Annotated in this window: 18 protein-coding genes; 7 read left to right on the top strand and 11 right to left on the bottom strand. The window is 59.3% G+C overall.

Annotation, left to right across the window (positions count from 1 at the left end; all coding sequences use genetic code 11):
• Window positions 1-89 precede the first annotated feature (89 nt).
• Window positions 90-614 carry a ribosome biogenesis factor YjgA gene (gene yjgA / locus HGP31_RS04440; RefSeq protein WP_008054354.1) on the bottom strand — a complete coding sequence of 175 codons (525 nt, stop codon included), beginning with the start codon at window positions 612-614 and terminating at the stop codon, window positions 90-92.
• A 108-nt stretch (window positions 615-722) separates the two neighbouring features.
• On the opposite strand from yjgA, the gene pmbA reads away from it, so the two are divergent.
• Window positions 723-2,069 (top strand): metalloprotease PmbA, encoded by a 1,347-nt coding sequence (pmbA, locus tag HGP31_RS04445; RefSeq protein ID WP_033043844.1) that lies wholly within the window; start codon window positions 723-725, stop codon window positions 2,067-2,069.
• Between the two features lie 185 nt (window positions 2,070-2,254).
• Here the strand turns inward: pmbA and HGP31_RS04450 are convergent, their stop codons facing one another.
• The 10 genes from HGP31_RS04450 to HGP31_RS04495 form a co-directional block, all read right to left on the bottom strand.
• Window positions 2,255-2,530 (bottom strand): HPr family phosphocarrier protein, encoded by a 276-nt coding sequence (locus HGP31_RS04450; protein WP_020796637.1) that lies wholly within the window; start codon window positions 2,528-2,530, stop codon window positions 2,255-2,257.
• Between the two features lie 15 nt (window positions 2,531-2,545).
• Complete coding sequence (rapZ, locus tag HGP31_RS04455) at window positions 2,546-3,403, bottom strand: RNase adapter RapZ (RefSeq protein ID WP_020796638.1); 858 nt, start codon at window positions 3,401-3,403, stop codon at window positions 2,546-2,548.
• A gap of 2 nt (window positions 3,404-3,405) precedes the next feature.
• On the bottom strand, window positions 3,406-3,870 hold the full coding sequence (gene ptsN, locus HGP31_RS04460) for a PTS IIA-like nitrogen regulatory protein PtsN (RefSeq protein WP_151140482.1): 465 nt from the start codon (window positions 3,868-3,870) through the stop codon (window positions 3,406-3,408).
• Between the two features lie 12 nt (window positions 3,871-3,882).
• Window positions 3,883-4,191, bottom strand: a complete 309-nt coding sequence (gene hpf, locus HGP31_RS04465) for a ribosome hibernation-promoting factor, HPF/YfiA family (RefSeq protein ID WP_020796640.1) — start codon at window positions 4,189-4,191, stop codon at window positions 3,883-3,885.
• Window positions 4,192-4,266: 75 nt separating this feature from the next.
• Window positions 4,267-5,760, bottom strand: a complete 1,494-nt coding sequence (locus tag HGP31_RS04470) for an RNA polymerase factor sigma-54 (RefSeq protein WP_033044849.1) — start codon at window positions 5,758-5,760, stop codon at window positions 4,267-4,269.
• Between the two features lie 184 nt (window positions 5,761-5,944).
• Window positions 5,945-6,670, bottom strand: a complete 726-nt coding sequence (gene lptB / locus HGP31_RS04475; protein WP_008054366.1) for an LPS export ABC transporter ATP-binding protein — start codon at window positions 6,668-6,670, stop codon at window positions 5,945-5,947.
• Window positions 6,670-7,218 carry a lipopolysaccharide transport periplasmic protein LptA gene (gene lptA / locus HGP31_RS04480; protein ID WP_033044848.1) on the bottom strand — a complete coding sequence of 183 codons (549 nt, stop codon included), beginning with the start codon at window positions 7,216-7,218 and terminating at the stop codon, window positions 6,670-6,672. The genes lptB and lptA overlap by 1 nt, the downstream gene beginning before the upstream one ends.
• Window positions 7,205-7,777, bottom strand: coding sequence for an LPS export ABC transporter periplasmic protein LptC (gene lptC / locus HGP31_RS04485; protein ID WP_020796643.1), 573 nt, complete (start codon window positions 7,775-7,777; stop codon window positions 7,205-7,207). The genes lptA and lptC overlap by 14 nt, the downstream gene beginning before the upstream one ends.
• 8 nt (window positions 7,778-7,785) lie before the next feature.
• Complete coding sequence (locus HGP31_RS04490; RefSeq protein WP_020796644.1) at window positions 7,786-8,310, bottom strand: KdsC family phosphatase; 525 nt, start codon at window positions 8,308-8,310, stop codon at window positions 7,786-7,788.
• The gene (locus tag HGP31_RS04495) at window positions 8,310-9,284 is read right to left on the bottom strand and encodes a KpsF/GutQ family sugar-phosphate isomerase (RefSeq protein WP_020796645.1); all 975 of its coding nucleotides are present in this window, start codon (window positions 9,282-9,284) and stop codon (window positions 8,310-8,312) included. The genes HGP31_RS04490 and HGP31_RS04495 overlap by 1 nt, the downstream gene beginning before the upstream one ends.
• A 274-nt stretch (window positions 9,285-9,558) precedes the next feature.
• Here HGP31_RS04495 and HGP31_RS04500 point away from each other — a divergent pair, with 274 nt between their 5' ends.
• From HGP31_RS04500 to HGP31_RS04525, 6 genes are all read left to right on the top strand, one after another.
• Window positions 9,559-10,368, top strand: a complete 810-nt coding sequence (locus HGP31_RS04500; RefSeq protein WP_020796646.1) for an ATP-binding cassette domain-containing protein — start codon at window positions 9,559-9,561, stop codon at window positions 10,366-10,368.
• The gene (mlaE, locus tag HGP31_RS04505) at window positions 10,368-11,165 is read left to right on the top strand and encodes a lipid asymmetry maintenance ABC transporter permease subunit MlaE (protein ID WP_020796647.1); all 798 of its coding nucleotides are present in this window, start codon (window positions 10,368-10,370) and stop codon (window positions 11,163-11,165) included. Before HGP31_RS04500 ends, mlaE begins: the two co-directional genes overlap by 1 nt.
• Window positions 11,165-11,632 carry an outer membrane lipid asymmetry maintenance protein MlaD gene (gene mlaD, locus HGP31_RS04510; protein WP_008054374.1) on the top strand — a complete coding sequence of 156 codons (468 nt, stop codon included), beginning with the start codon at window positions 11,165-11,167 and terminating at the stop codon, window positions 11,630-11,632. Before mlaE ends, mlaD begins: the two co-directional genes overlap by 1 nt.
• Before the next feature lie 11 nt (window positions 11,633-11,643).
• Window positions 11,644-12,297 carry an MlaC/ttg2D family ABC transporter substrate-binding protein gene (locus tag HGP31_RS04515; protein WP_020796648.1) on the top strand — a complete coding sequence of 218 codons (654 nt, stop codon included), beginning with the start codon at window positions 11,644-11,646 and terminating at the stop codon, window positions 12,295-12,297.
• Window positions 12,294-12,599, top strand: a complete 306-nt coding sequence (locus HGP31_RS04520; protein WP_033044847.1) for an STAS domain-containing protein — start codon at window positions 12,294-12,296, stop codon at window positions 12,597-12,599. The genes HGP31_RS04515 and HGP31_RS04520 overlap by 4 nt, the downstream gene beginning before the upstream one ends.
• Before the next feature lie 114 nt (window positions 12,600-12,713).
• The gene (locus HGP31_RS04525) at window positions 12,714-12,953 is read left to right on the top strand and encodes a BolA family protein (protein WP_020796650.1); all 240 of its coding nucleotides are present in this window, start codon (window positions 12,714-12,716) and stop codon (window positions 12,951-12,953) included.
• The last annotated feature ends 15 nt before the right edge of the window (window positions 12,954-12,968 follow it).

Here is a 12,968-nt window from a genome sequence, read left to right on the forward strand (position 1 = left end):
GTAGGAGCTGCCGCAGGCTGCGATCTTTTGCTTTTTAAAAGATCAAAAGATCGCAGCCTGCGGCAGCTCCTACAGGGGATGGACGAGAATCAACGCAGACCGCGTTGAGTTTCGTCCAGCTCACGGATGTACTTGAAGATTTTACGGCTGGATGCAGGAGGCTTGTTTTGCGCAACCTCGTGCTGCGCCTGACGGATCAGGGAACGCAATTGCTGGCGGTCCGCGTCCGGGTAGTCGACGACGAATTTTTCCAGTACGGCATCGTCGCCGGCGATCAGGCGATCGCGCCAACGTTCCAGGTTATGGAAGCGTTCGTTGTACTGGCGAGTGGAGGCATCGAGTTGATCGAGCAAAACCAGAATTGCGTCAGTGTCCTGATCGCGCATCAGTTTGCCGATGAACTGCAGGTGCCGTTTACGCGCGATGTTCGCGGTGTGCTTGGGCGCATCGGCCAGGGCCCGGCGCAAGGCGTCGGTCAACGGCAGTTTTGCCAGCAAGTCGGGCTTGAGCGTTGTAAGGCGCTCGCCGAGGTCAACTAGAGCATGCAGCTCGCGTTTAACCTGGGATTTGCTTTTTTCTCCCGTATCGAGGGAGTCGTCGTAAGAATCAACCATGGTGGCCGTCCGCAAAGAAACGCCGCCATGATAACCAGTCGGGGGCCGCTTGTCCGGCCCGGTCGCTCGATGACCGTTACCGAAAGCAGAATTTGAGTGGAGAACAGCATGAGTGCAGTTGAAAGCGTCGGCCCACAAGCGTTGCCGGCACTGCAAGAACAAGTCGAGCAAATCATCGCTGAAGCCAAGCGACAGGGCGCCAGTGCCTGTGAAGTGGCGGTGTCCCTTGAGCAGGGCCTGTCGACCACCGTTCGCCAGCGCGAAGTCGAAACCGTCGAGTTCAACCGCGACCAGGGTTTTGGCATCACCTTGTATGTCGGTCAGCGCAAGGGCTCGGCCAGTACGTCGGCCAGTGGGCCAGAGGCGATTCGCGAAACCGTTGCCGCTGCCCTGGCTATCGCCAAGCACACCTCTGAAGACGAAGCCTCGGGCCTGGCGGATGCCGCGCTGATGGCCAGGGATGTTCAGGACTTCGATTTGTTCCACCAATGGGACATTACCCCGGAACAGGCGATTGAGCAGGCGCTGGCCTGTGAGGCCGCAGCGTTTGCCGCCGACAGCCGGATCAGCAATGCCGATGGCACCACCCTGAGCACGCATCAGGGCTGCCGCGTCTACGGCAACAGCCACGGGTTTATCGGCGGTTATGCGTCGACCCGGCACAGTTTGAGTTGCGTGATGATCGCCGAGGCTGATGGCCAGATGCAGCGCGATTACTGGTATGACGTGAACCGCCAGGGCAATCTGCTGGCGGACCCGGTGAGCATCGGCCAGCGTGCTGCGCAACGCGCCGCAAGCCGTCTGGGTGCGCGTCCGGTGCCGACCTGTGAAGTGCCGGTACTGTTCTCCGCGGAACTGGCCGGCGGCTTGTTCGGCAGTTTCCTCTCGGCGATCTCCGGTGGCAGCCTGTACCGTAAATCCTCGTTCCTCGAAGGTACGCTGGGGCAGAAGCTGTTTCCGGAATGGCTGACCATCGACGAGCGGCCGCACCTGATGCAGGCCATGGGCAGTGCAGCGTTCGATGGCGACGGCCTGGCAACCTACGCCAAGCCGTTTGTCGAAAAGGGCGAGTTGGTGTCCTACATCCTCGGCACCTACTCAGGCCGCAAGCTTGGCATGCCGAGCACCGCCAATGCGGGTGGCGTGCACAACCTGTTCGTTACCCATGGCGATGAGGACCAGGCTGCCCTGCTGCGTCGTATGGGGCGCGGCCTGCTGGTCACCGAATTGATGGGCCAGGGCCTGAACATGGTCACCGGTGATTACTCCCGTGGCGCGGCGGGTTACTGGGTTGAGAACGGCGAAATCCAGTTCGCGGTCCAGGAAGTGACCATCGCCGGCAACATGCGAGACATGTTCAAGCAGATCGTTGCCGTGGGCAATGACCTGGAACTGCGCAGCAACATTCGCACGGGCTCGGTGTTGATCGAGCGGATGACGGTGGCGGGCAGCTAAGCTTCGCCCGTTGGACAAAAAAAGGCGCGCCACCCATTGGGTGGCGCGCCTTTTTTTTTGTCGAGCTTTGGCCAAGCGTGTGGGGGCTGGCTTGCCAGCGATGGCGCCAGAAAGATCATCCTGATGTTTAAGGCCGCTTGGCCAGCAAGCCCCGGCTCGGTCCGAGTTCGGACGGTCCTTGAGCTTTACTCGCCTTCGTCGAAATAGTTATTGATCAACGCCACCAGCGCATCCAGCGCTTCCTGTGCCTGCTCGCCTTCGGTGCTCAAATGAATCTTGGTGCCCTTGCCGGCGGCCAGCATCATCATCGCCATGATGCTTTTACCATCGACGGTGGTTTCCGGCGTGCGTCCTACCCTGATCGTGCAATCCTTGTATTGACCGGCAACCCCAACGAATTTTGCCGAAGCGCGGGCATGCAGGCCCAGCTTGTTGATGATTTCGATTTCCAGAGCAGGCATCGCGGTGTGAATCCTTTAGCTGAGGTCGCGGTGGCGGACCTGGACATTCTTCAGGGATTGCTGCAGGACCTGGCCAAGACGTTCAGTCAGGTAGACGGAGCGGTGATGGCCGCCGGTGCAGCCAATGGCTATGGTGACATAGGCACGGTTGCTGGCGGCAAAGCGTGGCAGCCATTTGAGCAAGTAGGTAGAAATGTCCTGGAACATTTCCTCGACATCGGGTTGCGCAGCCAGGTACTCGGCCACCGGTTGGTCGAGCCCGGACTGCTCGCGCAGCTCAGGCTTCCAATAAGGATTGGGCAGGCAGCGCACATCGAATACCAGGTCGGCGTCGACCGGCATACCACGCTTGAACCCGAACGACTCCACGAGAAACGCCGTACCGGGTTCCGGCTGGTTTAGCAGGCGCAGCTTGATGGTATCGCGCAGTTGATACAAATTCAGACTGGTGGTGTTGAGCTTGAGATCGGCAAGGTCGGCAATTGGACCGAGCAGGGTGGTCTCGTCGTTGATCGCTTCGGCCAGCGAGCGGTTGGCGTTGCTCAGCGGGTGACGCCGACGGGTTTCCGAGAAACGTTTGAGCAGGGTTTCTTCGTCGGCATCCAGGTAGAGGACATCGCACTGGATGTGGCGACTGCGCACTTCTGCCAGTAACTCGGGGAACCGCGACAAGTGGCTTGGCAGGTTGCGAGCATCGATGGACACGGCAACCAGTGGCTGTGCCAGTTCGGTGTGTATCAGCGCTCGCTCGGCCAGTTCAGGCAGCAACCCGGCAGGCAGGTTGTCAATGCAGTAGTAGCCGTTGTCCTCGAGGACGTCGAGGGCGGTACTTTTACCTGAGCCGGAGCGGCCGCTGACGATGATCAAGCGCATGATTACTGCCCGTTTTGCTCGTCCAGGACAACCTGATACAAGGCTTGATTGCTCGCAGCGTTGCGCAGTTTGTCGCGCACGTCCTTGCGGTCGAGCATGCTGGCAATCTGGCGCAACAACTCAAGGTGCGCATCGGTAGCGGCTTGCGGGACCAGTAGCACGAACAACAGGTCAACCGGAGCGCCGTCGATGGCGTCGAAATCGATAGGGGCGTCCAGGTGCATCAAGGCACTGATGGGCGCATCACAGCCCTTTAGACGGCAGTGGGGAATGGCGATGCCATTACCAAAGCCGGTGGAGCCGAGTTTTTCACGGGCGACCAGGCTCTCGAAAACATCCTGCATGGCCAGATCCGGCACTTCGCGATGGATGAGGTTGGCAATTTGCTCGAGGGCTTTCTTTTTACTGCCGCCCGGCACGTTCACCAGGGAACGGCCGGGGGTCAGGATGCTTTCAAGTCGGATCATGGGTTGGGAGTGTTAACGACCCGTAGCGCCCTGGAGGAGGCTCTGAGTCTTTTCCTTATGCTTTTTGAGTTGTTTATCCAGCTTGTCGGTCAGTGCGTCGATTGCCGCGTACATATCGGTATGTTCCGCGTTGGCGACGACCTCATTGCCGGGTATATGCAGCGTGGCTTCGATTTTCTGCTTCAACTTTTCGACGCACATCGTGACTTGCACGTTGGTGATCTTGTCGAAATGCCCCTCGAGCTTCTTGAACTTGAGCTCGACGTATTCACGCAGGGGCTTGGTCACTTCCAGTTGGTGTCCACTGATGTTGACTTGCATACAGCTTCTCCTTCGTTGCCAGTGCATAAAGCGGCAGATCCAGATGATCTGCCACTGGAACGCTGTGGCGTGGCCCTACATCAACCGCTTGCGTTCGCTCGAAGGCGCGATCCCGAGGGATTCGCGGTACTTGGCGACGGTGCGGCGAGCCACCTGAATGCCTTGTGCCTCCAGTAAACCAGCGATCTTGCTGTCACTCAACGGCTTTTTCTGATTTTCCGCCGCCACCAGTTTTTTGATGATCGCGCGAATCGCCGTGGACGAGCATTCTCCGCCCTCGGAGGTGCTGACGTGACTGGAGAAAAAGTATTTCAGTTCATAAATGCCCCGAGGGGTATGCATGAATTTCTGCGTGGTAACCCGCGAAATCGTCGACTCATGCATGCCGACCGCTTCGGCGATGTCATGCAGGACCAATGGCTTCATGGCTTCGTCGCCATACTCCAGGAAGCCGCGCTGATGCTCGACGATCTGCGTGGCCACTTTCATCAGGGTTTCGTTGCGGCTTTGCAGGCTCTTGATGAACCAGCGGGCTTCCTGCAGTTGATTGCGCATGAAGGTGTTGTCGGCGCTGGTGTCGGCACGACGAACGAAGCCCGCATACTGGGCGTTGACCCTCAGGCGGGGCACCGACTCCTGGTTGAGCTCCACCAGCCAGCGTTCGTTATCCTTGCGCACGATCACGTCCGGAACCACGTATTCGGCTTCGGTCGACTCGATTTGCGAGCCCGGGCGCGGGTTGAGGCTCTGGACCAGCTCGATCACCTGGCGCAGCTCATCTTCCTTGAGCTTCATGCGGCGCATCAGCTGGCTGTAGTCGCGGCTGCCGAGCAAGTCGATATAGTCAGTGACCAGGCGCTTGGCTTCGGCCAGCCAAGGCGTCTTGGCGGGCAGTTGGCGCAATTGCAACAGCAGGCATTCACCCAGGTTGCGTGCGCCGATGCCGGCAGGTTCGAATTGCTGGATGCGGTGCAGGACGGCTTCGATTTCGTCCAGTTCGATGTCCAGTTCCGGATCGAAGGCTTCGAGGATTTCCTCCAGCGTCTCGTCCAGGTAGCCCTGGTTGTTGATGCAGTCGATCAGGGTCACGGCGATCAGGCGATCGGTGTCGGACATCGGTGCCAGGTTCAATTGCCACAGCAGGTGGCTTTGCAGGCTCTCGCCGGCTGATGTGCGGGTGGTGAAATCCCACTCGTCGTCATCGTTGCTCGGCAGGCTGCTGGCGCTGGTCTGGTAGACGTCTTCCCAGGCGGTGTCGACAGGCAGTTCGTTGGGAATGCGCTCGTTCCAGTCGCCTTCCTCGATATTATCGACGGTCGTGGCGCTTTCCTGGTAGGAGGGTTCCTGGGTGTCGGTACTGGGTTTGTGTTCGGCGTTGTCGGCCAGCGGGTCGGAATTGTCGAAGTCGTCGCCTTCTTCCTGGCGCTCGAGCATCGGATTGGACTCCAGGGCCTCCTGGATTTCCTGTTGCAGGTCCAGGGTCGACAATTGGAGCAGGCGGATGGCCTGTTGCAGCTGCGGTGTCATCGTCAGCTGCTGGCCCATTCTCAAGACTAGCGATGGTTTCATGGCAGGGGCTTAACACCTTATTCGCCGGCGCACATGCGCCATCCACTACAGGGCGCCGGAGCGCCAAACATAAGCAAATTATATGCCCGAAACCGCGGCGTTTGCCTAGAGCGCTGTAACAATAAAAAAAGGTTGATTTTTTATTGCGCCAAGCGCTCTGCCGACTCGCCGGACACCGCGATGCTTACAGGCGGAATTCATGCCCCAGGTACACTTCTTTCACCAGGTCATTGGCCAGGATGGTTTCAGCGTCGCCTTCGGCGATCAGTTGACCATCGTTGACAATATAGGCGGTTTCGCAGATATCCAGGGTTTCGCGGACGTTGTGGTCGGTGATCAGTACGCCGATGCCCTTGGCCTTGAGGTGGTGGATGATCTGCTTGATGTCACCCACGGAGATCGGGTCAACGCCGGCGAACGGTTCGTCGAGCAGGATGAATTTCGGGTTGGTGGCCAGTGCCCGGGCGATTTCCACGCGACGGCGTTCGCCACCGGACAGGCTCATGCCGAGGTTGTCGCGGATGTGGCTGATGTGGAACTCCTGCAGCAGGCTTTCCAGTTCCTTGCGGCGACCGGCCTTGTCGAGTTCCTTGCGGGTCTCGAGGATGGCCATGATGTTGTCGGCCACGGAGAGTTTGCGGAAGATCGACGCTTCTTGCGGCAGATAACCGATACCCGCCTTGGCACGACCGTGCATCGGCTGGTGGCTGACATCGAGGTCATCAATCAGCACGCGCCCCTGATCAGCCTGTACCAGGCCGACGATCATGTAGAAGCAGGTGGTCTTGCCGGCGCCGTTGGGGCCGAGCAGGCCGACGATCTGGCCGCTGTCGATGGACAGGCTGACGTCTCGCACGACCTGGCGGCTCTTGTAGCTCTTGGCCAGGTGCTGGGCTTTCAGAGTTGCCATTAAGGGGCCTTTTGCTCGTCGGTTTTCTTTTTCGGCTGGATCACCATGTCGATGCGCGGACGCGACTCGGTCACCTTGCTGCCCGTTGCGCGACCGGCGCTGGCCAGCTTTTTCTCGGTGTCATAGACGATTTTCTCGCCTTGAGTGACGTTGCTGTCCTTGTCGATGACCTTGGCGCGGTCGATCAGCACGACACGATTTTGCTTGGCGAGGTACTGGATGGTCACGCCCCATCCCTGCACGGGCTTGGTGTCGCCTGCGGTCTGCAGTTGCTCGAAGTAGGCCAGGTTACCCACCGAGGTCACCACGTCGACGTCGCCATCGGGGGCGCGGGTCATGGTCACCTTGTTGCCCTTGACAATGATCGAGCCCTGGGTGATGACCACATCGCCCGTATAGGTGGCCACACCGTTCTTGTCGTCCAGTTGGGCGTCGTCGGCCTGGATGCGGATGGGTTGCTGCTGATCGTCCGGCAGAGCCCAGGCGCTCACGCTTCCCAGTGCTGCGCCCAGACTGAGCAAAATAGGGAGGGTTTTAACGAGCCTCATACTGTCCTCTTACGTTCGATAGCAGGTGTATCCTGCTTTCTTTCAAATACGCCTTCATGCCGACACCAGTCGATACACCGCCAGCGCCGTCGATTCTAACGGGTTGCTGGGTCTGCGCATATTGCTGCTGCGGGAACACGGTCATGCGAGTACTGGTGATCAGGGTGTCGCGGTTCTTTTCGTCGGTACGCTTGACGCGCACGTTGTCGATCAGTTCGACCTCGGTCCCGCCGGAGTTCACCTCACCGTGATCGCTGGTCACATGCCACGGAAAATCAGTGCCGCGGTACATGTTCAGGTCGGGTTTGGTCACCAGCGTGATGTCGGTTGCCTTGACGTGCTCGGCTTTTTCCGACGTCATTTCGTATTGCACCTTGCCGTCTTCGAGGTACTGCAAGGTGTGAGTGTTGGTCGCGTACCAGTCGATCGGGCTTTCTTCAGTCTTGGCCGGTGGCTTGTCGAGAAAGCGTTCCGGGCTGATGTTCCAGTAGCCGACCGCGGCGAAAATCGCCACGATGCAACTGACCACCAATGTCTTGCGAACTTTTTTGCTGAACATGATTTGGCTCACAGGTACGCGGCATTGGCCGCATCGAGGCGGCCCTGGGCGCGCAGGATCAATTCGCAGAACTCGCGGGCAGCACCTTCGCCGCCACGGGCCAGGGTGATGCCATGTGCGTGTTCGCGCACGAAGCTGGCGGCGTTGGCCACTGCCATGCCCAGGCCGACGCGGCGGATCACCGGCAGGTCCGGCAGGTCGTCACCGAGGTAGGCGACCTGTTCATAGCTTAGGCCGAGTTGCGCAAGAAGCTCGTCGAGTACCACCAGTTTGTCTTCGCGGCCCTGGTACAGGTGGGGAATGCCGAGGTTCTTCGCGCGTCGTTCGACTACCGGGGTTTTGCGGCCGCTGATGATCGCGGTCTGTACGCCGGCGGCCATCAGCATCTTGATGCCCTGGCCGTCGAGGGTGTTGAACGTCTTGAATTCGCTACCGTCTTCGAGGAAGTACAGGCGCCCGTCGGTCAGGACGCCGTCGACGTCGAACACCGCCAGTTTGATCTGTTGGCCGCGTTGCAGCAGGTCCGTGCTCATTACATTACTCCCGCACGCAGCAAGTCGTGCATGTTCAGGGCACCGACCGGGCGATCTTCGCTGTCGACCACGACCAGCGCGTTGATTTTGTGATCTTCCATTATTTTCAGGGCCTCGGCGGCGAGCATTTCGGAACGGGCCGTCTTGCCATGGGCCGTCATGACCTGATCAATAGTGGCGGTGTGGATGTCGATGCTGCGGTCCAGCGTGCGGCGTAAATCACCATCGGTGAAGATCCCGGCCAGCTTGCCGTCGGCCTCCATTATCACGGTCATGCCCAGGCCCTTGCGGGTCATTTCCATCAGCGCATCCTTGAGCAGGGTGCCGCGTTGTACCTGCGGCAGCTCTTGCCCGGCGTGCATGACGTCTTCCACTTTCAGCAGCAGGCGTCGGCCCAGCGCACCGCCCGGATGGGAAAAGGCGAAATCCTCAGCGGTAAAACCGCGAGCTTCCAGCAGCGCGACGGCGAGGGCGTCACCCATGACCAGTGCCGCGGTCGTCGACGAGGTGGGCGCCAGGTTCAATGGGCAGGCCTCGTGGTCGACCTGTACATTCAGGTTGACCTCTGCCGCCTTGGCCAGCGGCGAGTCGGGCTTGCCCGTCATGCTGATCAGCTGGATGCCCAGGCGCTTGATCAGCGGCAGCAGGGTGATGATTTCATTGGTCGAGCCGGAGTTCGACAGTGCCAGGATGATGTCATCACGGGTAATCATGCCCATGTCGCCATGGCTGGCTTCGGCCGGGTGCACGAAAAAGGCCGTGGTACCGGTACTGGCCAGGGTGGCGGCGATCTTGTTGCCGATGTGCCCCGATTTGCCCATGCCGACCACGACGACGCGGCCTTTGCTGGCCAGAATCATTTCGCAGGCGCGCACGAAATCCTTGTCGATACGGGGCAGCAAGCTTTTTACGGCTTCCAGTTCGAGGCGAATGGTGCGTTGTGCTGACTTGATCAGGTCGCTGGATTGGCTCATTTTGAAAATGTTTGGCCTGATGAAAAGGCGGCGATTATAGCCGGTATGGTTGAAACCCTCACGCAAGTTCGTTGCCCATCGTCATCTGTTGTTACCGAATCCCCTCTAGATGGAGCTTTCTGGCTGTCATGTCGCTGAACATGGTCTGGCATTGGCCTTGGGCGCGTGACGCTTGCAGTGATATAGTTCGCCGCCAGTTCGGCCCGCCCAGGAGTATGTGCTTTTGTCAGGAAGCCCGGCGTCCGAGTGTGAGGCTGCATCGCAAGGAGTTTAGATGAGTGCCGATAACGCCTACGCGGTCGAGCTGAAGGGACTGACCTTCAAGCGCGGTGCGCGCAGCATTTTCAATAACATTGATATCCGCATCCCGCGCGGCAAGGTCACCGGCATCATGGGGCCTTCCGGGTGTGGCAAGACCACGCTATTGCGCTTGATGGGCGCGCAGTTGCGGCCTGCCAGTGGCGAAGTATGGGTCAATGGTCAGAACCTGCCGGCGTTGTCGCGCAGTGATCTGTTCGATGCACGCAAGCACATGGGTGTGCTGTTTCAGAGTGGCGCACTGTTTACCGACCTCGATGTCTTCGAGAACGTCGCGTTTCCGTTGCGCGTTCACACCGAGCTGCCCGAAGAAATGATCCGCGACATCGTCCTGCTCAAATTGCAGGCCGTGGGATTGCGCGGTGCGATCGACCTGATGCCCGACGAACTGTCCGGCGGCATGAAGCGTCGTGTCGCACTGGCGCGGGCGATTGCGCTCGATCCGCAGATTCTCATGTATGACGAGCCCTTCGTCGGCCAGGACCCCATTGCCATGGGCGTGCTGGTGCGCCTGATCCGCTTGCTCAACGATGCGCTGGGCATTACCAGTATCGTGGTTTCCCATGACCTGGCCGAAACCGCCAGCATCGCCGACTACATCTATGTCGTGGGCGACGGGCAGGTGTTGGGGCAGGGCTCGCCCGACGAGCTGATGAACTCGGACGATCCGCGTATCCGTCAATTCATGACAGGCGAGCCCGACGGTCCGGTCCCCTATCACTTTCCAGCGACGGATTACCGCGCAGATCTCCTGGGGAAGCGTTGATGCGCAAGATTTCACTTTTGGAAAGGGTGCGCCGGTTCGGCCAGGGCGGCATCGACGTGCTGGCGGTGTTCGGGCGCTCTTCGCTGTTTCTGTTTCACGCACTGCTGGGGCGTGGTGGCATCGGTGGCGGGTTTGGCCTGCTGGTCAAGCAACTGCATTCGGTGGGCGTGATGTCCCTGGTGATCATCGTGGTCTCCGGGATATTCATCGGCATGGTGCTGGCGCTGCAAGGCTTCAACATCCTGTCCAGCTACGGTTCGGAGCAGGCGGTGGGGCAGATGGTGGCGCTGACGCTGCTGCGTGAGTTGGGGCCGGTGGTCACGGCATTGCTGTTCGCCGGGCGTGCCGGTTCGGCACTGACCGCGGAAATCGGCAACATGAAGTCCACCGAACAGCTCTCCAGCCTGGAGATGATCGGGGTGGACCCGCTCAAGTACATCATTGCCCCGCGCCTGTGGGCCGGCTTCATTTCCTTGCCGGTGCTGGCGATGATCTTCAGCGTGGTGGGTATCTGGGGCGGTTCCTGGGTGGCCGTCGACTGGCTGGGCGTGTATGAAGGCTCCTACTGGTCGAACATGCAGAACAGCGTGACCTTTGTCGACGATGTGCTCAACGGCATCATCAAAAGCATTGTCTTCGCCTTTGTCGTGACCTGGATCGCCGTATTCCAAGGCTATGACTGTGAACCCACTTCAGAGGGGATCAGTCGTGCCACTACCAAGACCGTGGTGTATGCCTCTTTGGCTGTGCTCGGCCTGGACTTTATTCTGACCGCCTTGATGTTTGGAGATTTCTGATGCAAAACCGCACCCTGGAAATCGGTGTCGGCCTTTTCTTGCTGGCTGGCATCCTGGCTTTGCTGTTGCTGGCGTTGCGGGTCAGTGGACTGTCCCCGAGCCCGAGCACCGAAACCTATAAACTTTATGCGTATTTCGACAATATCGCCGGTTTGACTGTCAGAGCTAAAGTGACCATGGCCGGTGTGACCATCGGCAAGGTCACGGCAATCGATCTGGATCGCGACAGTTTCACCGGTCGGGTAACCATGCAACTGGAGAAGCGCGTAGATAACCTACCGGCAGATTCCACTGCATCTATCCTGACCGCTGGCCTGTTGGGCGAGAAGTACATCGGCATCAGTGTGGGCGGGGAAGAGGCTCTGCTCAAGGATGGCGGGACCATCCACGACACCCAGTCGTCGCTGGTGCTCGAGGACCTGATCGGTAAATTCCTGCTCAATACCGTTAGCAAAGACGCCAAATGAGGAGCTTTTGAATGATCTCTACCTTGCGACGTGGCCTGTTGGTTTTGCTCGCGGCCTTGCCGATGATGGCCCATGCCGTGGCGGCGCCTAGCGCGCACGAGCTGGTCCAGGACACCACCAACCGGCTGCTGGCCGACCTGGCCGCCAACAAAGAGAAGTACAAGCAGGATCCGCAGGACTTCTACGCGGCGCTCAACAGCATTGTCGGGCCTGTAGTGGATGCCGAAGGTATTTCCAAGAGCATCATGACGGTCAAGTACTCGCGCAAGGCGACCCCTGCGCAAATGAAGACCTTTGAAGAAAACTTCAAGAAGGGTCTGTTCCAGTTCTATGGCAATGCCTTGCTTGAGTACAACAACCAAGGCATCACCGTTGATCCTGCCAAGGACGAGTCGGGCAACCGTACGAGCGTCGGCATGACAGTCAAGGGCAGCAACGGCGCTATCTATCCTGTGTCCTATACACTGGAAAAGATCGGCGGCGAGTGGAAGCTGCGCAACGTCATCATCAACGGTATCAACATTGGCAAGCTGTTCCGTGATCAGTTCGCTGATGCGATGCAGCGCAATGGCAACGACCTGGACAAAACCATCAATGGTTGGGCCGGGGAAGTCGCCAAGGCCAAGGAAACCGCTGAGCAATCCACCGAGAAACAGACCCAATGAGTGAGGCGGCGGTCCAGATGGACGACGCCGGCGAGCTGCGGCTCAGCGGTGTGCTGGATTATCGCACCGGCCCTCAATTGCGCGAGCAGGGGCAGGCGCTGATCAAGGCCAGCAAGGCTGCGGCCGTGGTAGTCGATTGTTCGGCGGTGGAGAAATCCAGCAGCGTCGGTCTGTCGTTGCTGTTGTGTTTCATGCGAGATGCCCAGGCGGCCGGCAAGGCGCTGAGCATCCGCGGGATGCCAGAAGACATGCGCGAAATCGCTCAGGTCAGTGAACTGACCGAGCTGTTGGCGCATCCCTAACCCGCATCTATAAAGAAGCCCCCCGTCAGAGTCCTGCTTCCCGGGGTTCGCAGGCGCGGGGCTTTTTTGTATGATGTCCGACCCGCGCGCACAGGGCGCCGATTGAGGTTGAGCATGCAGGCCAACGAAGTGAAGAGCTTTCTTGAAGGAAAGCTGCCCGGAACGAAGGTAGAAGTCGAGGGCGAAGGCTGCAATTTCCAGCTGAACGTGATTAGCGATGAACTGGCGGCGTTGAGCCCGGTGAAGCGTCAGCAGCAGGTCTATGCCCATTTGAACCCATGGATCACCGATGGCAGCATCCATGCGGTCACTATGAAATTTTTCAGCAGCGCGGCCTGGGCCGAGCGCACCTGAGCCCACGGGCGTAGA

Origin of the sequence: Pseudomonas umsongensis (assembly GCF_012647205.1) — a bacterium.
GTDB classification, from domain to species: Bacteria; Pseudomonadota; Gammaproteobacteria; order Pseudomonadales; family Pseudomonadaceae; genus Aquipseudomonas; species Aquipseudomonas umsongensis.

Coding starts and splice junctions, on each gene's coding strand:
- HGP31_RS04525 (WP_020796650.1), top strand. CDS start 12,714: ATGCAGGCCAACGAAGTGAAGAGCTTTCTTGAAGGAAAGCTGCCCGGA.
- lptC (WP_020796643.1), bottom strand. CDS start 7,777: ATGTTCAGCAAAAAAGTTCGCAAGACATTGGTGGTCAGTTGCATCGTG.
- mlaE (WP_020796647.1), top strand. CDS start 10,368: ATGCGCAAGATTTCACTTTTGGAAAGGGTGCGCCGGTTCGGCCAGGGC.
- HGP31_RS04515 (WP_020796648.1), top strand. CDS start 11,644: ATGATCTCTACCTTGCGACGTGGCCTGTTGGTTTTGCTCGCGGCCTTG.
- HGP31_RS04500 (WP_020796646.1), top strand. CDS start 9,559: ATGAGTGCCGATAACGCCTACGCGGTCGAGCTGAAGGGACTGACCTTC.
- HGP31_RS04450 (WP_020796637.1), bottom strand. CDS start 2,530: ATGCCTGCTCTGGAAATCGAAATCATCAACAAGCTGGGCCTGCATGCC.
- ptsN (WP_151140482.1), bottom strand. CDS start 3,870: ATGATCCGACTTGAAAGCATCCTGACCCCCGGCCGTTCCCTGGTGAAC.
- lptA (WP_033044848.1), bottom strand. CDS start 7,218: ATGAGGCTCGTTAAAACCCTCCCTATTTTGCTCAGTCTGGGCGCAGCA.
- HGP31_RS04495 (WP_020796645.1), bottom strand. CDS start 9,284: ATGAGCCAATCCAGCGACCTGATCAAGTCAGCACAACGCACCATTCGC.
- HGP31_RS04520 (WP_033044847.1), top strand. CDS start 12,294: ATGAGTGAGGCGGCGGTCCAGATGGACGACGCCGGCGAGCTGCGGCTC.
- lptB (WP_008054366.1), bottom strand. CDS start 6,670: ATGGCAACTCTGAAAGCCCAGCACCTGGCCAAGAGCTACAAGAGCCGC.
- HGP31_RS04490 (WP_020796644.1), bottom strand. CDS start 8,310: ATGAGCACGGACCTGCTGCAACGCGGCCAACAGATCAAACTGGCGGTG.
- yjgA (WP_008054354.1), bottom strand. CDS start 614: ATGGTTGATTCTTACGACGACTCCCTCGATACGGGAGAAAAAAGCAAA.
- HGP31_RS04470 (WP_033044849.1), bottom strand. CDS start 5,760: ATGAAACCATCGCTAGTCTTGAGAATGGGCCAGCAGCTGACGATGACA.
- hpf (WP_020796640.1), bottom strand. CDS start 4,191: ATGCAAGTCAACATCAGTGGACACCAACTGGAAGTGACCAAGCCCCTG.
- pmbA (WP_033043844.1), top strand. CDS start 723: ATGAGTGCAGTTGAAAGCGTCGGCCCACAAGCGTTGCCGGCACTGCAA.
- rapZ (WP_020796638.1), bottom strand. CDS start 3,403: ATGCGCTTGATCATCGTCAGCGGCCGCTCCGGCTCAGGTAAAAGTACC.
- mlaD (WP_008054374.1), top strand. CDS start 11,165: ATGCAAAACCGCACCCTGGAAATCGGTGTCGGCCTTTTCTTGCTGGCT.